This is a genomic window from Streptomyces sp. NPDC005931 (assembly GCF_042871235.1).
Lineage (GTDB): Bacteria > Actinomycetota > Actinomycetes > Streptomycetales > Streptomycetaceae > Streptomyces.
Genome location: NZ_JBIAIG010000012.1, coordinates 135,446 through 158,439 on the forward strand (window position 1 = coordinate 135,446; position 22,994 = coordinate 158,439).

At 72.0% G+C, this 22,994-nt stretch carries 18 protein-coding genes, 1 tRNA gene and 1 pseudogene; 12 read left to right on the forward strand and 8 right to left on the reverse strand.

From position 1 onward, the window contains the following. The first annotated feature begins 288 nt into the window (after positions 1 to 288). From eno to ACFYOV_RS25615, 6 genes are all read left to right on the forward strand, one after another. Positions 289 to 1,578 carry a phosphopyruvate hydratase gene (gene eno / locus ACFYOV_RS25590; RefSeq protein WP_389091090.1) on the forward strand — a complete coding sequence of 430 codons (1,290 nt, stop codon included), beginning with the start codon at positions 289 to 291 and terminating at the stop codon, positions 1,576 to 1,578. Positions 1,579 to 1,696: 118 nt separating this feature from the next. Then, a complete protein-coding gene (locus ACFYOV_RS25595; RefSeq protein ID WP_389091093.1) occupies positions 1,697 to 2,197 on the forward strand; it encodes a septum formation initiator family protein in 501 nt (166 codons plus the stop codon). A 48-nt stretch (positions 2,198 to 2,245) separates the two neighbouring features. Continuing rightward, on the forward strand, positions 2,246 to 2,845 hold the full coding sequence (locus tag ACFYOV_RS25600; RefSeq protein WP_389091094.1) for a DUF501 domain-containing protein: 600 nt from the start codon (positions 2,246 to 2,248) through the stop codon (positions 2,843 to 2,845). Then, a complete protein-coding gene (locus ACFYOV_RS25605; RefSeq protein ID WP_389091097.1) occupies positions 2,842 to 3,783 on the forward strand; it encodes an exopolyphosphatase in 942 nt (313 codons plus the stop codon). The genes ACFYOV_RS25600 and ACFYOV_RS25605 overlap by 4 nt, the downstream gene beginning before the upstream one ends. A 540-nt stretch (positions 3,784 to 4,323) precedes the next feature. Further along, a complete protein-coding gene (locus tag ACFYOV_RS25610; RefSeq protein ID WP_389091099.1) occupies positions 4,324 to 5,715 on the forward strand; it encodes an NAD(P)/FAD-dependent oxidoreductase in 1,392 nt (463 codons plus the stop codon). Positions 5,716 to 5,882: 167 nt separating this feature from the next. Beyond that, a complete protein-coding gene (locus ACFYOV_RS25615; protein WP_389091102.1) occupies positions 5,883 to 7,190 on the forward strand; it encodes a class I SAM-dependent methyltransferase in 1,308 nt (435 codons plus the stop codon). Between the two features lie 96 nt (positions 7,191 to 7,286). On the opposite strand, the gene ACFYOV_RS25620 is transcribed toward ACFYOV_RS25615, so the two are convergent. Both ACFYOV_RS25620 and ACFYOV_RS25625 read right to left on the reverse strand, forming a co-directional pair. Continuing rightward, positions 7,287 to 9,815, reverse strand: a complete 2,529-nt coding sequence (locus ACFYOV_RS25620) for an ABC transporter permease (protein WP_389091104.1) — start codon at positions 9,813 to 9,815, stop codon at positions 7,287 to 7,289. A gap of 69 nt (positions 9,816 to 9,884) precedes the next feature. Next, positions 9,885 to 10,655 carry an ABC transporter ATP-binding protein gene (locus tag ACFYOV_RS25625; protein WP_389091107.1) on the reverse strand — a complete coding sequence of 257 codons (771 nt, stop codon included), beginning with the start codon at positions 10,653 to 10,655 and terminating at the stop codon, positions 9,885 to 9,887. 391 nt (positions 10,656 to 11,046) lie between these two features. On the opposite strand from ACFYOV_RS25625, the gene ACFYOV_RS25630 reads away from it, so the two are divergent. Together ACFYOV_RS25630 and ACFYOV_RS25635 are read left to right on the forward strand one after the other, a co-directional pair. Beyond that, positions 11,047 to 11,130, forward strand: a tRNA-Leu gene (locus tag ACFYOV_RS25630). 377 nt (positions 11,131 to 11,507) lie between these two features. Then, on the forward strand, positions 11,508 to 12,416 hold the full coding sequence (locus ACFYOV_RS25635) for a Bax inhibitor-1/YccA family protein (protein WP_389091109.1): 909 nt from the start codon (positions 11,508 to 11,510) through the stop codon (positions 12,414 to 12,416). 129 nt (positions 12,417 to 12,545) lie between these two features. Here the strand turns inward: ACFYOV_RS25635 and ACFYOV_RS25640 are convergent, their stop codons facing one another. Continuing rightward, a complete protein-coding gene (locus ACFYOV_RS25640) occupies positions 12,546 to 12,776 on the reverse strand; it encodes a DUF4287 domain-containing protein (protein WP_389091112.1) in 231 nt (76 codons plus the stop codon). Positions 12,777 to 12,878: 102 nt separating this feature from the next. Here ACFYOV_RS25640 and ACFYOV_RS25645 point away from each other — a divergent pair, with 102 nt between their 5' ends. Then, positions 12,879 to 13,190 carry a hypothetical protein gene (locus tag ACFYOV_RS25645; RefSeq protein ID WP_389091114.1) on the forward strand — a complete coding sequence of 104 codons (312 nt, stop codon included), beginning with the start codon at positions 12,879 to 12,881 and terminating at the stop codon, positions 13,188 to 13,190. 30 nt (positions 13,191 to 13,220) lie between these two features. Here ACFYOV_RS25645 and ACFYOV_RS25650 read toward each other — a convergent pair whose 3' ends face one another. From ACFYOV_RS25650 to ACFYOV_RS25660, 3 genes are all read right to left on the reverse strand, one after another. After that, positions 13,221 to 14,000, reverse strand: coding sequence for a hypothetical protein (locus ACFYOV_RS25650; protein ID WP_389091116.1), 780 nt, complete (start codon positions 13,998 to 14,000; stop codon positions 13,221 to 13,223). A gap of 276 nt (positions 14,001 to 14,276) precedes the next feature. Next, positions 14,277 to 15,497, reverse strand: a complete 1,221-nt coding sequence (locus ACFYOV_RS25655) for an acetyl-CoA C-acetyltransferase (protein WP_389091118.1) — start codon at positions 15,495 to 15,497, stop codon at positions 14,277 to 14,279. 329 nt (positions 15,498 to 15,826) lie between these two features. Beyond that, a complete protein-coding gene (locus ACFYOV_RS25660; RefSeq protein ID WP_389091120.1) occupies positions 15,827 to 16,864 on the reverse strand; it encodes an SGNH/GDSL hydrolase family protein in 1,038 nt (345 codons plus the stop codon). A gap of 162 nt (positions 16,865 to 17,026) precedes the next feature. Between ACFYOV_RS25660 and ACFYOV_RS25665 the strand changes: the two genes are divergently transcribed. Then, on the forward strand, positions 17,027 to 18,415 hold the full coding sequence (locus ACFYOV_RS25665) for a cystathionine beta-synthase (RefSeq protein ID WP_389091122.1): 1,389 nt from the start codon (positions 17,027 to 17,029) through the stop codon (positions 18,413 to 18,415). A gap of 524 nt (positions 18,416 to 18,939) precedes the next feature. Here the strand turns inward: ACFYOV_RS25665 and ACFYOV_RS25670 are convergent. After that, positions 18,940 to 19,335 (reverse strand): annotated as a pseudogene (locus ACFYOV_RS25670) (hypothetical protein); the annotation flags it as partial. 186 nt (positions 19,336 to 19,521) lie between these two features. Between ACFYOV_RS25670 and ACFYOV_RS25675 the strand changes: the two are divergent. Both ACFYOV_RS25675 and ACFYOV_RS25680 read left to right on the forward strand, forming a co-directional pair. Next, positions 19,522 to 20,364: a MurR/RpiR family transcriptional regulator gene (locus tag ACFYOV_RS25675; RefSeq protein WP_389091124.1), complete on the forward strand. Its 843-nt coding sequence runs from the start codon at positions 19,522 to 19,524 to the stop codon at positions 20,362 to 20,364. Between the two features lie 241 nt (positions 20,365 to 20,605). Next, complete coding sequence (locus ACFYOV_RS25680; protein WP_389091127.1) at positions 20,606 to 21,190, forward strand: hypothetical protein; 585 nt, start codon at positions 20,606 to 20,608, stop codon at positions 21,188 to 21,190. 221 nt (positions 21,191 to 21,411) lie between these two features. Here ACFYOV_RS25680 and ACFYOV_RS25685 read toward each other — a convergent pair whose 3' ends face one another. Next, positions 21,412 to 22,815 carry a diaminopimelate decarboxylase gene (locus ACFYOV_RS25685; RefSeq protein WP_389091252.1) on the reverse strand — a complete coding sequence of 468 codons (1,404 nt, stop codon included), beginning with the start codon at positions 22,813 to 22,815 and terminating at the stop codon, positions 21,412 to 21,414. Positions 22,816 to 22,994: the final 179 nt, after the last annotated feature.

Sequence of the window (22,994 nt, forward strand, 5' to 3'; positions counted from 1 at the left end):
CCGCGAGTCCCCCTCCCGGACCGCGAGTCCCGGCCCCGTCCCCACGGGCTCCCCGCCCCGGCGCGTGTTCCCCCGTACGCGCCGGGGCGGGGCTTTTCGCGTCACGGGCCCCATCGGATTCGGATGGGTTTCCGGAAACGGTCTTTGTTCCGTTCGGAAACAATTTACTCTCGGTTCTGTCCACGGGACGGTCGGCCGCTGGCCGATCGCCCGGAGCCGGTTAGGCTCGGACTCGCAGGATCCACCGCGGTCCCGCTCACCCGCGTCACATCCAAGAAGGAGATGCTCGTGCCGTCCATCGACGTCGTCGTAGCCCGGGAAATCCTGGACTCCCGAGGCAACCCCACGGTCGAGGTCGAGGTCGGCCTCGACGACGGCAGCACGGGTCGTGCCGCCGTCCCGTCCGGCGCCTCCACCGGCGCCTTCGAGGCCATCGAACTCCGCGACGGCGACTCCAACCGCTACCTCGGCAAGGGCGTCGAGAAGGCGGTCCTCGCCGTCATCGAGCAGATCGGCCCGGAGCTGGTCGGCTACGACGCCACCGAGCAGCGCCTGATCGACCAGGCGATGTTCGACCTGGACGCCACCGACAACAAGGGCTCGCTCGGCGCCAACGCCATCCTCGGCGTCTCCCTCGCCGTCGCCCACGCCGCCTCCGAGGCCAGCGACCTGCCGCTGTTCCGCTACCTGGGCGGCCCCAACGCGCACCTGCTGCCGGTGCCGATGATGAACATCCTGAACGGCGGCTCGCACGCCGACTCCAACGTGGACATCCAGGAGTTCATGATCGCCCCCATCGGCGCGGAGTCCTTCTCCGAGGCCCTGCGCTGGGGCGCCGAGGTCTACCACACCCTGAAGAAGGTCCTGAAGAGCAAGGGCCTGGCCACCGGCCTCGGCGACGAGGGCGGCTTCGCCCCGAACCTCGGCTCCAACCGCGAGGCCCTCGACCTCATCCTCGAGGCCATCAAGGAGGCCGGCTACACTCCCGGCGAGCAGATCGCCCTCGCCCTCGACGTCGCCGCCTCCGAGTTCTACAAGGACGGCTCCTACGTCTTCGAGGGCAAGGAGCGCTCCGCCGCCGAGATGACCGAGTACTACGCCGAGCTCGTCGACGCGTACCCGCTGGTCTCCATCGAGGACCCGCTGTTCGAGGACGACTGGGAGGGCTGGAAGACCATCACCGCCAAGCTCGGTGACAAGGTCCAGCTCGTCGGCGACGACCTGTTCGTCACCAACCCCGAGCGCCTGGCCCGAGGCATCGAGGAGGGCGCCGCCAACGCGCTGCTCGTCAAGGTCAACCAGATCGGCTCGCTCACCGAGACCCTGGACGCCGTCGAGCTGGCCCAGCGCAACGGCTTCAAGTGCATGATGTCCCACCGCTCCGGCGAGACCGAGGACGTCACCATCGCCGACCTGGCCGTCGCGACCAACTGCGGCCAGATCAAGACCGGCGCCCCGGCCCGCTCCGAGCGCGTCGCCAAGTACAACCAGCTGCTGCGCATCGAGGAGATCCTCGACGACGCCGCGGTGTACGCCGGCCGCAGCGCCTTCCCGCGGTTCCGCTCCGCCCACCAGTAGGCACGCCGAGGGCCGGGCACCCGGCTCGCAGGAGGCGTCGTCCGTACGTCCCCGTACCCGGTCCCGTACCGTGTGCGGGGACGTACGCGCGTAGGACAGGGGAACGGGAGGCGGGGACATGGCCGTGAAGGACCGGGACCGGTTCTCCACCGCGACCAGGATCCGGCTGATCGGTGAGCAGACCGCGGCCCGGGTCTACCGCTCGCAGACCAAACGCCAGGCCCGGCGCTCCCGGCTCACCGGCCGGGCCGCGCTGCTCGCCCTGGTGGTCTGCTCCCTCGTCGTGGCCCTGGCCTACCCCATGCGGCAGTACGTCTCCCAGCGCGCCGAGATCGCCGAGCTCCAGCAGGAGCAGGACGAGGCCCGGCAGCGGGTGGAGCAACTGCGCGACCTCAAGGCACGCTGGCAGGACGACGCCTACGCCGAGCAGGAGATCCGCCGCCGGCTGCACTACGTCATGCCCGGCGAGACCGGCTACATCGTGATCGACCCGGGCGCCGCGAAGCAGTCCCGCACCGCACTGGGGGCGGGCGACCGGCCCTGGTACGCGAACATCTGGGACGGGGTCGACAGGTCCGACGCCTCCGACCGGAAGACCGACGCCGCCGCAGACCGGTGACGCCGACGCCGACGCCACCGACCACTGAAGACCGATAGAAAGCAAGGCATGAAGACGCCCCCGCCCACGACCCCGCGCACCGAGCCGACCGACGCGGACGTCGAGGCCTTCAAGCAGCAGCTCGGCAGGCCGCCGCGCGGGCTGCGCGCGATCGCGCACCGCTGCCCCTGCGGACAGCCGGACGTCGTGGAGACGGCGCCGAGGCTGCCCGACGGCACGCCCTTCCCCACGCTGTACTACCTCACCTGCCCGCGGGCCAACTCCGCGATCGGCACGCTGGAGGCGAACGGCGTGATGAAGGAGATGACGGAGCGGCTGGCGGCCGACCCCGAGCTGGCCGCCGCCTACCGCGCCGCGCACGAGGACTACATCCGGCGCCGCGACGAGATCGAGGAACTGAGGAACTTCCCCAGCGCGGGCGGCATGCCGGACCGGGTGAAGTGCCTGCACGTCCTGGTTGCCCACTCGCTGGCCGCCGGTCCCGGCGTGAACCCCCTCGGCGACGAGGCGCTGGCGATGCTGCCGGAGTGGTGGCGCAAGGGCCCGTGCGTGACGTCCGGTACACCGCCCACGGGTGAGGGACGGCAGGTGGACGCCTCGGATTCGGGGCACTTCGCCTTCAGGCCGGTCGAGGAGGACGAACGGTGACCCGTGTCGCCGCCATCGACTGCGGTACGAACTCGATCCGGCTCCTGGTCGCCGACGCCGACCCCGAGACCGGCGAACTGACCGACCTGGACCGGCGGATGACGATCGTGCGGCTCGGCCAGGGCGTCGACCGCACGGGCCGGCTGGCGCCGGAGGCGCTGGAGCGGACCTTCGCGGCCTGCCGGGAGTACGCGGAGATCATCGAGAAGCACGGCGCGCGACGCCTGCGTTTCGTGGCCACCTCCGCCTCCCGCGACGCCGGGAACCGCGACGTGTTCGTGCGCGGGGTGCTGGACATCCTGGGCGTGGAGCCCGAGGTGATCACGGGGGACCAGGAGGCCGAGTTCTCCTTCACCGGGGCCACGAAGGAACTGACGGGGCGCGCCGACCTCGCGCGCCCGTTCCTGGTCGTGGACATCGGCGGCGGCTCGACCGAGTTCGTCCTGGGCGACGACCACGTGCGCGCGGCCCGCTCCGTCGACGTGGGCTGCGTCCGGATGACCGAGCGGCACCTGCTGCGCGACGGGGTGGTGACGGACCCGCCGACCGAGGAGCAGATCGCGGCGATACGGGCCGACATCGAGGCGTCCCTCGACCTCGCCGAGCGGACGGTGCCGCTGCGCGAGGCGCACACGCTGGTCGGGCTGGCCGGTTCGGTGACCACCGTGTCGGCGATCGCCCAGGACCTGCCCGAGTACGACTCGACGGCCATCCACCACTCCCGCGTCTCCCGGGACCGCGTCCGCGAGATCACCGAGTGGCTGCTGCGCTCCACCCACGCCGAGCGTGCCGCGGTCCCCTCCATGCATCCCGGCCGGGTGGACGTGATCGGGGCGGGCGCTCTCGTCCTGCTGGCGATCATGGACCGCATCGGCGCGGAGGAGGTCGTGGTCAGCGAACACGACATCCTGGACGGCATCGGCTGGTCGTTGGCCTGACCGTCTGCACGTGTCGGGGGCGGCCGAACGCCCCGCATCACCCGGGCATCGGGTGCCTCGGCGGGCCGGCGTCGCGGCGTCGGCGGGAGTGGTGTCGGTCTCCTTTGTTACTGAGGAGTAGCACTCTGCTGAGCAGTGCGGATAACGTTTGAGCCCCGCCCGGGCGCCGGAAACGGCCCCCGGGCGGGGCTCTGTCGAGAAGGTTCGTGAAGTTCTTCACAAGGAATTGGGCCCGCGAGGTCGAAGAACAGGGGTCCGTTGACCCTTTCGGGGGCTCAATTCCCCTTTGAACATGTTCAGAAGAGGGGTATAGGGGCCCTTCGGGCACCCGCTGCGGCGACCCGAGCGAGGGCCTCACCGAGCCCGCCGTCCGGCAGAGAGGCAGCTCACGCGGCATGGACAACGGTCCGTAGGGTGTGCTGGTTCCGGCTCCGCAACATGGCCTGGATCACAGGAGCGGCGGAGTGTAACACAGGGGCTGCCGGAGCTTGTGAAGGGGCGCACGAGCTACCCCCCTCCGGCAGGTGGATACTCGATGGCATGAGCACCACGGAGCGTCCCAGGATCCTCGTAGTAGGCGGTGGGTACGTAGGCCTGTACGCAGCTCGGCGCATCCAGAAGAAGATGCGTTACGGCGAGGCGACCGTCACGGTCGTCGACCCCCGGTCGTACATGACCTACCAGCCCTTCCTGCCCGAAGCCGCCGCCGGCAGCATCTCCCCGCGTCACGTCGTCGTCCCGCTGCGGCGCGTGCTTCCCAAGGCGGAGGTCCTCACCGGCCGGGTCACCACCATCGACCAGGACCGCAAGGTCGCCACGATCTCCCCGCTGGTCGGCGAGGCGTACGAGCTGCCCTTCGACTACCTGGTGATCGCGCTGGGCGCGGTCTCCCGCACCTTCCCGATCCCCGGCCTCGCCGAGCAGGGCATCGGCATGAAGGGCATCGAGGAGGCCATCGGCCTGCGCAACCACGTCCTCGAGCAGCTCGACAAGGCCGACTCCACCACGGACGAGGAGATCCGGCGCAAGGCGCTCACCTTCGTCTTCGTGGGCGGTGGCTTCGCCGGCGCCGAGACCATCGGCGAGGTCGAGGACATGGCCCGGGACGCGGCCAAGTACTACAAGAACGTGTCCCGCGAGGACATGCGCTTCATCCTGGTCGACGCCGCCGACAAGATCCTCCCCGAGGTCGGCCCCAAGCTCGGCGCGTACGGCAAGGAGCACCTCGAGAGCCGCGGCGTCGAGGTCTACCTGTCCACCTCGATGGAGTCCTGCGTCGACGGCCACGTGGTGCTGAAGAACGGCCTCGAGGTCGACTCCAGCACCATCGTCTGGACGGCCGGCGTCAAGCCGAACCCGGCGCTGGCCCGCTTCGGCCTGCCGCTCGGCCCGCGCGGTCACGTCGACACCGAGCCCACCCTCCAGGTCAAGGGCACCGACTACATCTGGGCCGCGGGCGACAACGCCCAGGTGCCGGACCTCGTGGGCCGCAAGGCCGGCAACGAGAACGCCTGGTGCCCGCCGAACGCCCAGCACGCGCTGCGCCAGGCCAGGGTCCTCGGCGACAACGTGGTCTCCGGCATGCGGGGCTTCCCGCAGAAGGAGTACAGCCACGGCAACAAGGGCGCGGTGGCGGGCCTCGGCCTGCACAAGGGCGTGGCGATGATCGTCATGGGCAAGATGAAGATCAAGCTCAAGGGCCGTCTCGCCTGGTACATGCACCGTGGCTACCACGGCCTCGCGATGCCCACCTGGAACCGCAAGATCCGCGTCTTCGCCGACTGGACGCTCGCGATGTTCCTCAAGCGCGAGGTCGTCTCGCTGGGTGCCATCGAGTCCCCGCGCGAGGAGTTCTACGAGGCCGCCAAGCCGGCGCCCGTTCCGGCGGCCGCCCAGCAGGAGAAGGCCGGGGAGAAGGCCAAGGCCGGCTGACCCCGCTGTCCGACGCCCGAAGGGGCCGCCCGCCATCCGTGGTGCGGGTGGCCCCTTCGGCGTGTTTTCGCGCGGCCGTCCTGTGCGTCGGGGGCTGCGCGGGCGCCCCGTCGGTGTTTTCGTGGTGTCGGACATTCCGGGATTCCCCCGTCATGGAGGTGTACACCATGGCAGACGCCGCGCCGCGGCTGATGGGCCTCGTCGAACAGTTGCTGGGCACACCGCTCCCCCTCCGCATCCACGCCTGGGACGGCTCCCAGGCCGGCCCCCCGGCCGCCCCCGCCCTCGTCGTGCACAACCGCCGCGCCCTGCGCCACCTGCTGTTCAAGCCGGGCGAACTCGGCCTCGCCCGCGCCTGGGTGGCCGGTGACCTCGACGTCGACGGCGACCTCTACACCGCTCTCGACCTGCTCTCCGGCTTCGTCTGGGACCGCGGCGAGGACGCCCGCACCCTCGCCCAGGCCCTGCGCGAGCCGGAGTTCCGCTCCGCCGTCCGCGGCCTGTTCCTGCTCGCCGGCCTCCCGCTGCCGCCCGCCCCGCCCCGTGAGGAGGCCCGCCGCCCCCGCCCCTCCCTGCGCATCAGGCACACCAGACGCAGCGACCGGCGTGCCATCAGCCACCACTACGACGTCGGCAACGACTTCTACGAGATCGTCCTCGGCCCGTCCATGGTGTACTCCTGTGCCTACTGGCCCGCCCCGCCCCCGCGGGGCACCCTCGAACAGGCGCAGCACGACAAGCTCGAACTGGTGGCCCGCAAGCTCGCCCTGAAGCCCGGTCGGCGGCTGCTGGACGTCGGCTGCGGCTGGGGCTCCATGGCCATCCACGCCGCCCGCGACCACGGCGTGCGCGTCGTCGGCATCACCCTCTCCCAGGAGCAGGCGGCCTACGCCCGCAAGCGCATCGCCGACGAGGGCCTGACCGACCGGATCGAGATCCGCGTACAGGACTACCGGGACGTCACCGACGGGCCCTACGACGCGATCTCCTCCATCGGGATGGCCGAACACGTGGGCGCCGAGCGCTACCTGGAGTACGCCTCCACCCTGCACCGCCTGCTCGGACCGGGCGGACGCCTGCTGAACCACCAGATCGCGCGCCGCCCGCGGCGGGACGAGTCGGCGTACCGGGTGGACACGTTCATCGACGCCTACGTCTTCCCCGACGGTGAACTCGCCCCCCTGGGCAGCACCGTCTCCCTGCTGGAGCGGGCCGGGTTCGAGGTCCGGGACGTGGAGTCGATCCGCGAGCACTACGCGCTCACGCTGCGCCGCTGGGTGGGGAACCTGGAGGACGACTGGGACCGGGCGGTGCGGCTGGCCGGCCCGGGGCGCGCCCGTGTCTGGCGGCTGTACATGGCCGCCTCCGCGCTCGCCTTCGAACAGCACCGCATCGGCGTCAACCAGGTCCTGGCGGTGAGGACGCATGGCTCCGGCACGTCCGGCCTCCCGCTGCGCACCCGCACCTGGAACTGACGGCCCGGCCACTCGCGCCCGCACGGCGGCGGGCCCCGTCCCGTCCGGCGGAACGGGGCCCGCGGCCCTGGCCGTACCCGCGCAACCGACCGGCCGCTACTCCGCCTTGATGGCCTGGAGCATGTTCAGCCGTGCCGCCCGCCGGGCCGGCCACAGCGCCGCCAGGACGCCCACCGTCGCGGCCAGCAGCAGGAAGACCGCCATCCGCGCCCAGGGCAGGACCAGTTCGTACGTCGCCATCCTGGTGCCCAGCAGCTCACCGGCCGCCCAGCCGAAGAACACGCCCAGGCCGATGCCGAGCACGCCGCCGAACAGCGAGATCACCAGGGACTCCAGGCGCACCATCCGCTTGACGCCCTTGCGGTTCAGGCCGATCGCGCGCAGCATGCCGATCTCCTGCGAGCGCTCGAACACCGACATCGCCAGGGTGTTGATGACACCGAGGACCGCCACGACGACCGCCATCGCCAGCAGGCCGTAGACCATGTTCAGCATCAGGGTGAACATCTGGGCGATCTCGTTGGAGATGTCCTTCTTGTCCTGGACGCTGATCGCCGGGTTGGTGCCGAGGGCCTTCTCCAGCGATTCCTTGACCGCGTCGGACGTCCCGTCGGACGTCTTCACCATGACCATCATGTCGGACGGCTCCGACTCGTGCGCGGCGAGCGTCGCGGTGTCGATCATGATGCCGCTCATCATGTCGTTGGCCTCGTAGACGCCGGAGACGGTCAGCTTCTGCTTCCTGCCGTCCTCGTAGGCCACGGTGAAGGACGATCCGGCCTTCCAGCCGTGGGACTTCGCGGTGTCCTCGTCCGCGACGACCCGCGTGCCGCCGACCTCGAAGGCGCCCTGCGCGACCGGGAAGTCGGTCAGTTCGCCGATCGTGGAGCCGTCGACGCCGGTGAGGTACTCGGTCTCGCCGTCGATGCGGGAGACCGCGTTGCGCATCGGGCTGGTCGCGGTGACGCCGTCGGTCCGCTTCAGCTTCTTCTCGACGTCCGGCGACAGGGCGTTGCCGTTCGCCATGGACACCACGTAGTCCGCCTCGATGGCGGCGGCCGCCATCTTGTCGATGGCCTTCTGGAGGCTGCCCGCCATCACTGTCATGCCGGTGATCAGGGTGAGCCCGATCATCAGCGCGGACGCGGTGGCCGCGGTGCGGCGCGGGTTGCGCACCGAGTTCTGCCGGGCCAGCTTGCCGGAGACGCCGAAGGCGCGCAGCACCGGCGACGCGGCGGCGATCAGTGGGCGGGACAGCAGCGGGGTCAGGACGAACACACCGGTGATCAGCAGCACCGCGCCGAGCCCCATGGGGGCCTGGCCGTCCGAGCCGTCCATCGTCGTGGCCGCGAGGACCACGGCGACGCCGGCCGCCGAGAACAGCGCGCCGAGCGTGTTGCGCAGCACCAGGGACTTGGTGGTCGCCTTGGCGTGCACGGAGCTCATCGCGGCCACCGGCGGGATCTTCGCGGCCCGGCGGCCCGGCAGCCACGCGGCGAGCATGGTGACCAGGATGCCGACCGCGAGCGCAGTGGCGACCGTGCCCGGGCCGACCACCAGCGGCCCGTCCGGCACGGTCGCGCCCAGCGTGTCCATCAGCGAGCGCAGTGCGACGCCGATGCCGATGCCGGCGACCAGCCCGGCCACGGCGGCGACCGCGCCGACCGCGAACGCCTCGATCAGCACCGACCGCGTGACCTGGCGACGGGAGGCACCGACGGCGCGCATCAGCGCGAGCTCGCGGGTGCGCTGGGCGACCAGCATGGTGAAGGTGTTGGCGATGATGAAGGTGCCGACGAACAGCGCGATCCCGGCGAACACCAGCAGGCCCTGCTTCAGCCCGCTCATCGAGGAGGCGATCACCTCCGCCTGGTCGTCGGCGAGCTGCTGCCCGGTGGTGGTCTCGACGGCGTCGGGGGGAAGCGCCCGGTCGAGCTGTGCCCGCAGCGCGGCCTCGCTGACGCCGTCCTTCGCCTTCACGGCGATCTCGTCGAACGTGCCCGCCTTGCCGAACAGCTTCTGCGCGGTCGCGGTGTCGAACAGGGTCAGGCTGCCGCCCGCGGCGACATTGCCGTCGTCGGTGGTGAAGACACCGGCGACCCTGGGCTCCAGGACGGGGCCGTCGACCGACATCCGCACGGTGTCGCCGACCCGGTAACCGGTGCGCTTCGCCGTCTCGGAGTCGATCAGGATCTCGCCCTCGCCCTTCGGCGCGTGCCCGTCCACCAGCGGATACCTGGGGTCATCGGTGCCCCAGTAGTTGCCGCCCTGCGACTGGAAGCCGTCACCGATCAGCTTGCCGTCCTTGTCGGCGACGGCGGTGAACCCGGTGACGACCCCGATGGCCCGCTCGGCGCCCGGCACCCGGGCGCTGTCCTCGACGAGGTCCGCGGTCAGCTCCCGGCGCTTGCCGACCTTGTCGCCCTCGGCGTCCTGCCACGCGGGCGTGACGGCGACGTCGACGTGGTCGAAGCCCTTGGCGGAGCGCTGCTGGAGGGCACCGGAGACGGTGTTGGTGAAGACCAGGGTCCCCGACACGAAGGCCACGCCGAGCATCACGGCGAGCACGGTCATCAGGAGCCGGGCCTTGTGCGCGAGCACGTTGCGCAAGGCGGTACGGAACATGGGTGTCTTCTCGAGTCCAGACGTACGGGAGGTGGGAAGGGTGGGGGGCGCCGGGTGCGGGCCGGCGCGTCAGCTGGTGCGGCCCCTGGCGTCGAACTGCTTCATGCGGTCCAGCACCGAGTCGGCGCTCGGTCCGTGCATCTCGTCCACGATCCGGCCGTCCGCGAGGAACACCACCCGGTCGGCGTAGGCAGCGGCCACCGGGTCGTGGGTCACCATGACCACCGTCTGGCCCAGTTCGCGCACCGAGTTGCGCAGGAAGCCGAGCACCTCGGCGCCGGAGCGGGAGTCGAGGTTTCCGGTCGGCTCGTCACCGAAAATGATGTCGGGCTTGGAGGCCAGCGCCCGGGCCACGGCGACGCGCTGCTGCTGGCCGCCGGAGAGCTGGGAGGGCCGGTGGCTCAGCCGCCCCGACAGGCCGATCATCCCGATCACGGTGTCGAGCCACTGCTTGTCGGGCTTGCGGCCGGCGATGTCCATCGGGAGGGTGATGTTCTCCAGGGCGGTCAGTGTCGGCAGCAGGTTGAACGCCTGGAAGATGAAGCCGATCTTGTCCCGGCGCAGCTTCGTGAGCTGCTTGTCCTTCAGTGAGCCCAGTTCGGTGTCGCCGATGCGGACGGAGCCGGAGGAGAAGGTGTCGAGGCCGGCCACGCAGTGCATCAGCGTGGACTTCCCGGAGCCGGAGGGGCCCATGATCGCGGTGAACTCGGCCTGCCGGAAATCGACGGAGACCCGGTCCAGGGCGACCACCTGGGTCTCGCCCTGGCCGTAGATCTTCGACAGGTCCGTGGCACGTGCGGCCACGGCGGTGGTCCGGTCGGCGGTGGGTGCGGTGGTCACGGGATGGACGCTCCTGTCGGGACGACGGTTCTCGGGGACGTGATCCATCGTTCCGCCGCTTTGCCTCCGTGTAGTCAGCCGCAGCTCCGGTTCCGGGGGGCGACTCGGGTCGGACCGCGCCCGGCGGCGTCATACCTGGGGATGACGGGGGACCCTGAGGGACGGTCATGACGAGAACGGGTGGAGCGCCCTTGTTCAGACGGTGAAATTCCGTCATTCCGCATACGCGACCGAGGGCCGCGCGCAAGGCTGTTGGCACGCGCCGGCGGCCTGTTCCAAGGGCTGATGCTCCCTCAGGCGCCAATAAAATAAGACAAGATCGGGCCATCCCGTCGTCAGTCGGGAGAGGTGCCCCGATAGGCTCGGGACCTCGAAGCGGAGCCCATGGCCTGCCCGGATGGTGGAATGCAGACACGGCGAGCTTAAACCTCGCTGCCCCTTCGCGGGCGTGCCGGTTCAAGTCCGGCTCCGGGCACTTTCGATCTTCTTCTCCGCACCTTCACCGCACCCCTCACTGCATGATCGTCTACGGCCCGCGTACGCGGTCGGGAACGACTGCCGCCCGCCCGACGGAGCCGAGGGCCCGGAACGGTCTCGAACGCACTTTCGAATCCGCCGACGGTCACCGGAGCCGGGTGCGTGAGGTCGGCGTAAGGGGACGGTCTCCGCCCGGTTCCGGCCAGGTCCCAGGTCGGTCATGGTTCGGCCCCCTCCGGTGGGGGGAATGAGCCGGACGCGTAGCGTGTTGCGCAGCACAACGAGGGAAAGATCCTCTCCAAGCAATAGGGTCAATCCTTTGCCTACCTATTACTCTTGAGCCAAGGCCACGCTGTGTGGCCATGGAGGAGTGAAATGAGGAGCAGAAACCCGGTCTTCTCGCGACGGGGGTTCAGCCGCGACAACGGCTACGCGGGCTTCAACACCGCGCCGCAGGCCGGGGGTCCCGCTGTCGCCACGCAGGGCAACCCGTACGCCCAGCCGACGGGCAACCCCTACGCGCAGAACCCGTACGCGCAGAACCCTTACGCCCAGCAGGACCTGCAGCACGGCGCGCCGCCGCAGGCGCCGGCCGCCGCCGGCCGGATGACGATCGACGACGTCATCATGCGCACGGCGACCACGCTCGGCGTGCTCGTCCTCACGGCCGCGCTCTCCTGGGCGCTGCTGCCGGTCGACGACGCCAACATCAGCCGGTCCTACGGCATCGGCATCGGCGCCGCGCTGATCGGCATGGTCCTGGCGTTCGTGCAGTCCTTCAAGCGCAAGGCCTCGCCCGCGCTGATCCTGGCGTACGCCGCGTTCGAGGGTGTCTTCCTCGGCGTGGTCTCCAGCATCGTCGACAACCGCATCGCCGACGGTGCGGCCATGCAGGCCGTGCTCGGCACCATGGCGGTCTTCGCCGGTGTGCTGGTCGCCTACAAGGCGGGCTGGATCCGCGTCAACCGCCGCTTCTACGGCTTCGTGATGGCGGCGGCGCTCGGCTTCATTCTGCTCATGGCCGTGAACCTGCTGTTCGCGGTGTTCGGCGGCGGTGACGGCCTCGGCTTCCGCAGCGGTCCGCTCGGCGTCTTCTTCGGCGTCGTCGGCATCATCCTCGGTGCCTGCTTCCTCGCCCTGGACTTCAAGCAGGTCGAGGACGGCATCGCCTACGGTGCCCCGCGTGAGGAGGCCTGGCTCGCGGCCTTCGGCCTGACCCTGACGCTGGTGTGGATCTACATGGAGTTCCTGCGGATCATCTCGATCCTCAACAGCAACGACTAGCGGTCCCACCACCGGTCACACAGAAGGGCCCCGGGCTCCCCCGGGGCCCTTCGCCGTGTCGCGAGGACGCTGCCATCGACGCCGCAGGCGGAGACGTCACCGTCGTCGGGACGTACCGGAAGTGCGCGCCTAGAGCAGTTTGCGCGCCGCCCTCCTCAGGTCGTACTCGTGGATGATCGCCTTGGCGTGGCCGTACGCCAGGTTGTGCTCGTGACGGAGCCAGCTGACCTTTTCCTCGAATCGGAAGAGGGCCGGGCCGTCCTCGACGGTGCGCAGCCAGTCGGAGATGTCACGACCGGTGCAATGGGGGATGCGGGCGAGCATGTTGCGGTGGGTCTCCGCGGAGAAGACTTGGGACATCGGCGCCTCCGGACGCATGGGATGTAAGCCGGTCCTTCAGGTCACCGTGCCTGAGCGTTCGCCCGTTGGCAACAGTCGTGCCGCGCCGCGTACGCTCGCGGCGTGCTGGATACGACGCCTCTCACCCGTGCCGTGGACCATTTCGCCGACCGCCTGCGGGCCGCGCCGCAGAGTCGGCTGCAACGGGGCGCGGCCGCCGAGGCACTCGCCCTGGCCAGGGAACTGGCACGGCGGGCGCAGCTCGTCGAGGAGCCGGGCACCGAACCGCGCGAGATGCCGGACGCCGGGATGTTCGCCGCCGCCGACCAGATCACCGTCGCGGGGAACGACCTGGCACTCGTCCTGCGCGACGCGGACGAGGTCGAGGAGGCCGTCCGGTTGGTGGAGGAGGCACAGAAGCGCGCCGGGGTGTAGGAACCCGGCGCGTGGAGGGGGCGGGACCGGCTAGAAGGACGCGATGACGCGGTCCGCCAGGATGTAGACGTTGTCCTCGCCGCAGGAGAAGGTCAGGGTGTACGCCCCCGAGATGCCGGAGCCGCCGAGCAGGTACGGGGTCTCGCCCGCGCGCACCGCCGCGGCCAGGCGCTCCGCGGTCTCGCGGTGCCCGGGTGTCATGCACAGCGTGGTGCCGTCGGCGAAGACGTAGACGTCCAGCGTGCCCAGCGGACCGGGGCGGACGTCGGTCAGCTCCACCCGGGAGGCGGCCAGCTCCTCCAGCGTGGTCACGGTGCGCTCGTGGTCGTTCACGGACGGCGCGGGGTTCGGCACGAAATCGGGGTGCGAGGGGTGCCTGCGGCGGGCCGCGGCCAGCTCGGCGGAGTCCGCCGCGTGCTCCTCGGCGTCGGCGCCCGACTCGGTGACCGGCTCCAGACCGGCGAAATCGGCCTGCCGGGGCAGGAACAGCTCGCTGTCCGGCAGACCCAGCAGGGACGGCGCGTCGGAGGCGTCACGGGCCTCCTGGGCGGCCCAGAAGGCCCGCGCCTCGGCGAGCTCACGCTCGCGCTCCTCGGCCAGCGCCTCGGTCACCGCGGCGCGTATCTCGTCGGCGCCGGCGGTGCGGGCGGAGGGCAGGAGCCCGCGCGTGGCGGCGGCGCGGCTCTCGGCCAGCTCGGTGTGCAGGGCCGCGACCTGGCGGCGCAGCACCATGATGCTGCGCAGGACCGCGACGCCCACGGCGCCGGTGGCGGCCGTGGTGATCAGCAGGGCGATCGGCATGGCGCTCACTGACGTACTCCCGGTTCAAAGTCGACCCCCGACTTCCTACATCAGCTTGAAGGGCGGACTAACCATCTGTCAGTGCGTAACGTCACGAAACGGACAGGGACTAGGATGCGGGGCTCCTGGTGCTATGGCTCTGACCTGCGTGGATCCCTGCGGCAAGGGAGATAGGTCACATCCTGGGGGAGATTGGATCACAGAAAGGCCCGGAACCCCCGCGGTTTTGGGGTTCCGGGCCCGATGTCCACGCAGGGTGCCGCGACGGTCACCCAGCGGCGCGGATCAGCTCAGACGCTCGATGACCATCGCCATGCCCTGGCCGCCGCCGACGCACATCGTCTCCAGACCGAACTGCTTGTCGTGGAACTGGAGGGAGTTGATCAGCGTGGTGGTGATGCGGGCGCCGGTCATGCCGAAGGGGTGGCCGACGGCGATCGCGCCGCCGTTGACGTTCAGCTTCTCCAGCGGGATGCCGAGGTCGCGGTAGGAGGGGATCACCTGGGCGGCGAACGCCTCGTTGATCTCCACCAGGTCGATGTCGTCGATGGTCAGGCCGGCGCGGCGCAGCGCCTGCCGGGACGCCTCGACCGGGCCGAGGCCCATGATCTCCGGGGACAGGCCGGAGACGCCGGTGGAGACGATCCGGGCCAGCGGGGTGAGGCCGAGCTCGCGGGCCTTGGTGTCGCTCATGATGACGAGCGCGGCGGCGCCGTCGTTGAGCGGGCAGCAGTTGCCGGCGGTGACCATGCCGTCGGGGCGGAAGACCGGCTTGAGGCCCGCCACGCCCTCCAGGGTGACGCCGGGGCGGGGGCCGTCGTCCTTGGAGATCACGGTGCCGTCGGGCAGCGTCACCGGGGTGATCTCGCGCTCCCAGAAGCCGTTCTTGATGGCCTCCTCGGCGAGGTTCTGCGAGCGGACGCCGAACTCGTCCATGTCCTGGCGGGTGACGCCCTTGAGGCGGGCCAGGTTCTCGGCGGTCTGGCCCATCGCGATGTACGGGTCGGGCAGCAGGCCGTCCTCGCGCGGGTCGTGCCAGGTGGTGCCCTCCTGCTCGGCGACGGCGGCCGTGCGGGCCTCGGCCTCGGCGAACAGCGGGTTGCGCGTGTCCGGGAGGCTGTCGGAGTTGCCCTTGACGAAGCGGGAGACCGTCTCGACACCGGCCGAGATGAAGACGTCGCCCTCGCCGGCCTTGATGGCGTGCAGCGCCATGCGGGAGGTCTGGAGGGAGGACGAGCAGTAGCGGGTGATGGTGCAGCCGGGCAGGTGGTCCATCCCCATCTGCACGGCGACGACGCGGCCGAGGTTGTTGCCCTGCTCGCCGCCGGGGAGACCGCAGCCGAGCATCAGGTCGTCGATGTCCCTGGGGTCCAGCTCGGGAACCTTGGCGAGGGCCGCCTGGACGATGGTGGCGGCCAGGTCGTCGGGGCGCAGGTCCTTCAGCGAGCCCTTGAAGGCGCGGCCGATGGGGGAGCGGGCGGCTGAGACGATCACGGCTTCTGGCATCACGGCTCCAGGAGAGGAAAGGGGTGGCGCGTAGCGCCTCGTTCAAGTGGTGGTCGGATGACGGGCGGGCATACCGGGTGGTTGGTGCTTGGGAAGTTACCTGCACGTAGTGGCGGGGTCACGGGTGGCGCGGTGTGACATGGACCGCAACTGTCTAAGCGCTTGCTTGGGGTTGGGGTCGTGCGGCGGCAACGGATGTTCCCGCCGGGGTCCGTGGTGCCCGCTGAAGGTCCGAGGGTCCGTGTGTCCCCACTGCGGTGCATGTATCCCTGAATCCAGGGTGCCGCGTCCGGTGGCGCCCCGGGACGGTCGGCGGCCCCCGGGACCGGCTAGGGGCCCGAGCCGTCCAGGGACGTCGTGGCCGGAGCCGGGTCGGGCTCCGGTACGCGGCGGCGCCGGCGGCGCTTGAGGAGGGCCCAGGGGCCGCGAGGGCCCGTGGGCAGGGCGGCGGTGACCTCCGTACCGGCCTCCGAGGCGGCCTCGGCCGCCGCACGCGCCACCGGGAGGAAGCCCTCGCGGCGGGAGGCGTCCGGGCGCTCCTCGTCCGGCCACAGGCCCAGCGCGGCGCACACCGTCGGCAGCACCGCCATCGCGGCCGTCGCGTACCCCTCCGCCGAGGGGTGGTAGCTGTCGGGGCCGAACAGCTCGCGCGGGTTCGCGGCGAACTCGGGGCCCAGCAGGTCCCCCAGCGACACCGTGCGTCCGCCCTGCTCGACCACGCCGATCGTCTGGGCCGCCGCCAGCTGCCGCGACGCGCGCCGGGCCAGCCAGCGCAGCGGCTGCCGGACCGGCTCGATGGTGCCCAGGTCGGGGCAGGTGCCCACGACCACCTCCGCACCGGCGGTACGCAGCCGCCGCACCGCCGAGGACAGGTACCGCACCGAGCGGGTGGGCGGCATGCGGTGGGTGACGTCGTTCGCGCCCACCATGATCACGCAGATGTCGGGCACCAGCGCCGGGTCCGCCAGCGCCTGCGTCACCTGCCGGTCCAGGTCGTCGGAGCGCGCCCCGGGCACCGCGACCGTGCGCAGCCGGACGGGGCGCTCCGCGATCGCCGCGACCCCCGAGGCCAGCAGCGCGCCGGGCGTCTGCCCGGACCGGTGGACGCCCTGCCCGGCGGCCGTGGAGTCGCCCAGCATCGTCAGCCGCAGCGCCGGCTCCCCGGGAACCGCGTAGGCGGCACCGTAGAGGCCGTCCGGCCGGGGTACGTGAGGAGTGGTGCCATTGACCACCCGACGCCGCGCCAGCCGGGCCTGGGCCAGCAACAGGCCGACGGCAGCCGCACCGGCCAGCCCGATGCCCCCGCCGCCGTACGCCGCGCCGGCCGCGATCCGCCGGGCCACCCTCGCCCTCGACATGCTCGTCATGCCTCGCCGCCACCTCCTCGAAGCCGTACACCCAGTGCTTGCCCCGTACGGACGGTCGCCCAATCTCAACAGGGAGTGAACGACCCGGCCGGGCTTCACCGCGGAGGGCCTAGGCTGGCGGAACCACTACGACCACATCTTTTGCAGCATCCGGAGACAACGGTGCAATTCCACGACTCGATGATCAGCCTCGTCGGCAACACCCCGCTGGTGCGGCTCAACAGCGTGACCAAGGGCATCAGGGCGACGGTCCTGGCCAAGGTGGAGTACTTCAACCCCGGCGGTTCCGTGAAGGACCGCATCGCCCTGCGCATGATCGAGGCGGCGGAGCAGAGCGGGGAGCTCGAGCCGGCCGGCACCATCGTGGAGCCGACCAGCGGCAACACGGGTGTCGGACTCGCCATCGTGGCCCAGCAGAAGGGCTACAAGTGCATCTTCGTGTGCCCGGACAAGGTGTCCACGGACAAGATCAACGTACTGCGGGCCTACGGCGCCGAGGTCGTCGTCTGCCCGACCGCCGTCGCGCCCGAGCACCCCGACTCCTACTACAACGTCTCCGACCGGCTGGTCCGTGAGACGCCGGGGGCCTGGAAGCCCGACCAGTACTCCAACCCGAACAACCCCCTCTCCCACTACCACTCCACCGGCCCCGAGCTGTGGGAGCAGACCGAGGGCCGGATCACCCACTTCGTGGCCGGCGTCGGCACCGGCGGCACCATCTCCGGCACCGGGCGCTACCTCAAGGAGGTCAGCGAGGGCCGCGTCCAGGTCGTGGGCGCCGACCCCGAGGGCTCGGTCTACTCCGGCGGCTCCGGACGGCCGTACCTGGTGGAGGGTGTCGGCGAGGACTTCTGGCCGACCGCCTACGACCGCACCGTCGCGGACGAGATCGTCGCCGTGTCCGACAAGGACTCCTTCCAGATGACCCGCCGCCTGGCCAAGGAGGAGGGGCTGCTGGTCGGCGGCTCCTGCGGCATGGCGGTCGTGGCCGCGCTGCGGGTCGCCGAGCGGCTGACCGAGGACGACGTGGTGGTCGTGCTGCTGCCGGACAGCGGACGCGGCTACCTCAGCAAGATCTTCAACGACGAGTGGATGGCCGACTACGGCTTCCTCGAGGACGAGGGCCCCAGCGCCCGCGTCGGCGACGTCCTGGACGACAAGGCGGGCGGCACCATGCCCTCCCTGGTCCACATGCACCCCGACGAGACCGTCGGCCAGGCCATCGAGGTGCTGCGCGAGTACGGCGTCTCGCAGATGCCGGTCGTCAAGCCGGGCGCCGGCCACCCGGACGTGATGGCCGCCGAGGTCGTCGGCTCCGTGGTGGAACGCGAGCTGCTGGACGCGCTGTTCAGCAGGAGCGCCTCGCTCGACGACCCGCTGGAGAAGCACATGTCGGCGCCGCTGCCGCAGGTCGGCTCCGGTGAGCCCGTGGCCGACCTGATGGCCGTGCTGGGCAAGGCGGACGCGGCGATCGTCCTGGTCGAGGGCAAGCCGACCGGTGTCGTCAGCCGGCAGGACCTGCTGTCCTTCCTGGCCAAGGGCGCGAAGTGACGGACCGTCCGGGAAACCACCGCTGAACTGCCGGTGAAGGCGCGGGGATCGGGCCTCGGATGATCCTTGGGACTTCGCGGAAGTGGTACGAGCGTGTCACGTCCGCGCAGCACTCGCTTAACACCCGTCCGGCAGAGTGAGGGGTGTCGGCAGGGGCGGCGGAGGTACCTCCCAGGCGTTGAGCCGGGGGAGGGTTCCCCGCCCGGGCCGGCGGTGAACGGCGTCACGGACCTCCGGAGCGGCTCCCGGACCTCCACCGGCGCCTCGGACGCGCAGCCCGGCTCGACCGGCCCGCGTCCCTCGCGGGGACCGCCGTCGTCCCGCCCCCCGGCAACGGGGGTGCGGCGGTCCCCGCGCACAGCCGTCTCGGCGGGCGGGCGCTCAGTCCTCCCAGGTGTCGTCCGCGGGGGGGCGCCCGGGGCCCCCCCCCGGGCCCCCGGGGGGGGGGGGGGCCCCCCCGCCCCGCGGGGGGGGGGGGGGGGGGGGCCCCGCGGGGGGGGGGGGGGGGGGCCCGCGGGGGGCCCGCCGCGGAGCCCTGGGGTGGTGCGGACGGCCTGGACGACGTTGACGCCGACGATGCCCAGCCACGCGGCCAGCAGGCCCGGGAAGTGGGCCACGCCCCCGCCGATCTCCGACAGCGGCACCGCGAGGACCAGGGAGACGATGCCGAAGCCGTAGCGCTCGCCCCAGCTGTCGGTGGCCCTCGGCGACCGGGTGTCCCGGGCCACCGTCATCCGCTGCTCGGCGAGCTGCCGGCGCACCCGCCGGTCCACCGCGCCCTCGATGCGCTGGTCGACCTTCTCCAGGAACGAGTCGACCAGCGCGGACTCGTACTCCTCGCCCAGTTCCGTGCGTGCCCGCAGGGTGGCGTCGAGTTCCTTCTTCTTCAGGTCGACGCCCCGCGCGTCCATTCCGGTCATGCCGCCCACGCGAGGCAGGGGCCGGGCCGGTCGCACTGGGGTTGGCCCCCTCTCGGGCGTCGGGCCCACCGGGGTCCGGGGCGGGAAGGGCGGGGCGGGGCAACCGAGGTCGTGCGGCGCACCGGTTCGCCTGTATAACGGCATGCAGGAGTCGCGGTGTGTGAATAGGTCGAGGGGGAGCCCGTCATGAGCGTCACCGACAGCCCTGCCGCGCGCCTGCAGGCGCTCTTCGAGGGGCATCGGCTGACACCGACCCAGCGGCGCATCGCGCACAGCATGGTGCGCCGGGCCGCCGATGTGCCCTTCCTGTCCAGCGTGGAGCTGGCCGAGCTGGCCGGGGTCAGCCAGCCCTCGGTGACCCGGTTCGCCGTCGCCCTCGGCTTCGACGGCTACCCCGCGCTGCGTCGGCACCTGCGCGAGGTCGCGCCCGTCGAACCGGCGGCGGAGACCGGCTCGTACAACGAGTACCAGCAGGCCGTCGAGGCCGAGATCGAGAACCTGCGGCACCTGGCCGAGGCACTCGCCGATCCGGAGCCGGTGCGGCGGGCGGGGCGGACCCTCGCCGCCAGCCGCCCCCTGCCCGTCCTCGGCCTGCGGGCGGCGGCGGCCCAGGCGCACGGCTTCGCCTACTTCGCCGCCAAGGTCCACCCGGACGTACGGCTGCTCAACGAGGGCGGCACGATGCTCCACGACCGCATCGACGGCGCCGCCCGGGCCGGGGCGAGCGCCTTGCTGTGCTTCGCGCTGCCCCGGCACCCCCGCGAAGTCGTCGACGCCCTCGCCCACGCCCGGGAGACGGGGCTCACCGTGGTCACCGTCGCCGACTCCGCCTTCGCGCCGGTCGCCAAGGTGTCCGACCTGCTGCTGCCCGCCGCCGTCGGCACGGGGCTCGCCTTCGACACCGCGTGCGCGCCGATGCTGCTGGGGCGGGTGCTGCTGGAGGCGATGTGCGACGACCTGCCCGACGCGCAGGCGCGCCTGGAGGAGTTCGACGCCAAGGCGGCGGCCCGCGGCCTGTTCGTGGAGTGACGGCGGCTCGCTCCCACGGGGAGGGGCAGTGCTCCTCGGCGAGTGACCTCGGGCCGTCACGGCGCTCCTCGCGCCGTCACGGCGTGCTCCGGGCCGTCACGGCAGCGCTCTTCCGGCAGTGCCCGCACGGGCTTTCGCGCCGGGCGCCGATTCTCAGACTCGTCTCACCTTGCCCCGCTAGCGTGCCTGTGCCAAGACATCGTCCGAACGCTGACGCGAGATGCGAGACGGGAGGCTGAACGTGACGCGCGGAGGACAGGGGCTGGCCCGGGTGGCCGTCGTCGTACGGGCCGGGGCCGCTCCACTGTGGTGGCTCGGGGTACTGGCGGCGGCCACCGGGGCCCTGGTGCCCGGACTGACGGGCCGCCGGATCGGTGTGCAGGCCGGGGCGGCGCTGTTTCTCGTGGCGATGGCCGTGGTGGTGTACGTGCGGCGGGGCCGGTACCGGGCCCTGGCCCGCGCCGCGGCCCGGGCGGGCCGGCACGACGTGCTCCAGGACCGCGCGGTGAGCGTGCGCAACTGGCGCCGCGGGCACCGCTGGTGGCTGCTGCTCGCCTTCCTCGCCGCCCTCGGCAGCGCCTTCGCCGCCCCCGCCGCGGGCGGTCTGCTGCTCGCCGGGTGCGGGGCCGGGCTGTGGCTGAAGGCGGCGTGGATCGGGCGCCTGGAGCGGGCCGACGAGGTCCTGCTGTGGGTCCGTGTCGACTGGCTGGGCAGGGGCGCGGGCCACCCCTCCGGCAAGGCGGTCAAGGGCTACCGCACGACGGGCATCGCCGCCGGCGACGCGGCCCCGGGCGGCGCCCGCCGCCGGACCCCGGCCCTCGTCTGAGGGCGGCCTCCGGGGCCCGGTACGGGACCGGGACCGGCTGCAGCGGCGCGCGGCACCGGCGTTCCCTGCGGCCGGGCCCGAGTCGTGTCCCGACGGCGTGAGCCTTCCCGGGTCCGCGGGTGAGCACGGAGGTCCGAGGGGGCGTGGCGACGCGGGACGTGTGCGCGGGGCGGGCGCGTTCGCCCCGCTCTGGACACGTGCCCGCCCGGCGCCGCCCCGCGCTACCGGCGCCCCTCGCGCGCCGGGCGCGGCGTCAGCGCGTCGGCCTGGGGGCCGCCGGACTCGGCGACGATCTCCTCGATCGTCTGAGGCGGGCGCACCACCGCGAAGGCGACGGCGCCCGTCCCGTCCGGGGTGAAGCCGTACACACCGGGGCGGGGGAGCGAGTTGTACGCGTAGTGGTGGGCGAAGTAGTACGCCCCCGTGTCCAGCGCCGCCGCGTAGTCCCCCTGCTCCAGCAACGGCAGCGCCTGGCCCCGCGCCAGCAGGTCCCCCGCGAAACACGCCGGACCGGCGACGTCCTGCACCACCGCCGGGCCCTCCTTGGGCCTCCCCTTGACGTCGTACGCGGCGATCCGCAGCGGCCACGCCCCCGGCACGTACACCGTCCGCGTCGCCACCTGCACACCCGCGTGCGTGAGCGCGACCGGACGCCCGCCGGCGCTCTTGGCGTACTCCACGCGTGCGACCAGCGTGCCGTGCTTCGCCAGCAGGGACCGCCCGAACTCGGTGACCAGCCCGTACCGCCCGTCGAACAGCCCCGGCACCACCTCGCCCAGCAGGCGTGCGTACTGCGCGTACGTCGGGCTCGTCACGTCGGAGGCGAAGTTCACCGGCAGCCCGCCCCCGATGTCGATCGTGTCGACCTGCCGCCGCCCGGCGCGCCGGTTGATCTCCTCCGCCAGCGCGTACGTCTCCGCCACACCCCGCGCCATCAGCGGCAGCGCGATGCCCTGGGAGCCGGTGTGCGCGTGCAGCCGGGTCAGCCACGGGCGGTCCAGGAACGCCCGTACGACCCACTCCCGGGCCCCCTCGTCCCGCAGCGCCACCCCGAACTTGGAGGTCGTCGTCGCCGTGGACAGCGCCTCGATGGAGCCGCCGCCGACCTGGGGGTTCACCCGGATGCCGACGGGGGAGCGGGGCGCGGCGGAACGCGTCAGCGCGTCGATGCGCGCCAGCTCCTGCGGGTTGTCCGCGTTGACGGCGACGCCCAGTGCCAGCGCCTGCCGCAGTTCGTCCACGGTCTTGGCGGGCGAGTCCAGCACCGTCCGCTCCGGCGGCACCCCCGCGGCCCGCGCCAGCGCGAGCTCGCCCGGGCTCGCCACCTCCGCGCCGACGCCCTCCTGGTGCAGCAGCCGCAGCACCGGCACCAGCGGGGTCGCCTTGACCGCAAAGGCGTGCAGCACCGGTGTGCCGGGTGCCGTCACCGCCTCGAACGCCGCGCGCAGCTCCGCCGCCGACTCCCGGATGCCGACGACGTCGAGCAGTGCCACCAGGGGGCTGTCCGGCCCCAGCAGCCCCTGCTCCACGGCCGCCCGCACCGCGTCGTCCCGCCGTCCGGCCCGTCCGTGGTCCTCCTCCACCGCGCCCTCCGGTCCCTCGGCCCGCTCCCGCTGTGCGTCCATGCGTCCCGCCATGGGTCCAGCCAAACACCCGCCGCGCGCCCGCGCCGACACACCGACGTGTTGACTAGTTCTATTCAGAGGGCGAGGATGTGAATATCTGCGAGAACCGCGGTCGTCCGTGGAACCAGCCGGAAGCAGCGGATGCACCGCAAGCAGCCGGAATCCCCGCCGGGAGCAAG

What these genes read in the sequence shown, in the direction of transcription:
- ACFYOV_RS25595 (WP_389091093.1), top strand. Translation starts at nt 1,697, where the DNA reads ATGGCCGTGAAGGACCGGGACCGGTTCTCCACCGCGACCAGGATCCGG.
- ACFYOV_RS25600 (WP_389091094.1), top strand. Translation starts at nt 2,246, where the DNA reads ATGAAGACGCCCCCGCCCACGACCCCGCGCACCGAGCCGACCGACGCG.
- ACFYOV_RS25610 (WP_389091099.1), top strand. Translation starts at nt 4,324, where the DNA reads ATGAGCACCACGGAGCGTCCCAGGATCCTCGTAGTAGGCGGTGGGTAC.
- ACFYOV_RS25615 (WP_389091102.1), top strand. Translation starts at nt 5,883, where the DNA reads ATGGCAGACGCCGCGCCGCGGCTGATGGGCCTCGTCGAACAGTTGCTG.
- ACFYOV_RS25620 (WP_389091104.1), bottom strand. Translation starts at nt 9,815, where the DNA reads ATGTTCCGTACCGCCTTGCGCAACGTGCTCGCGCACAAGGCCCGGCTC.
- ACFYOV_RS25635 (WP_389091109.1), top strand. Translation starts at nt 11,508, where the DNA reads ATGAGGAGCAGAAACCCGGTCTTCTCGCGACGGGGGTTCAGCCGCGAC.
- ACFYOV_RS25640 (WP_389091112.1), bottom strand. Translation starts at nt 12,776, where the DNA reads ATGTCCCAAGTCTTCTCCGCGGAGACCCACCGCAACATGCTCGCCCGC.
- ACFYOV_RS25655 (WP_389091118.1), bottom strand. Translation starts at nt 15,497, where the DNA reads ATGCCAGAAGCCGTGATCGTCTCAGCCGCCCGCTCCCCCATCGGCCGC.
- ACFYOV_RS25660 (WP_389091120.1), bottom strand. Translation starts at nt 16,864, where the DNA reads ATGACGAGCATGTCGAGGGCGAGGGTGGCCCGGCGGATCGCGGCCGGC.
- ACFYOV_RS25675 (WP_389091124.1), top strand. Translation starts at nt 19,522, where the DNA reads ATGAGCGTCACCGACAGCCCTGCCGCGCGCCTGCAGGCGCTCTTCGAG.
- ACFYOV_RS25685 (WP_389091252.1), bottom strand. Translation starts at nt 22,815, where the DNA reads ATGGACGCACAGCGGGAGCGGGCCGAGGGACCGGAGGGCGCGGTGGAG.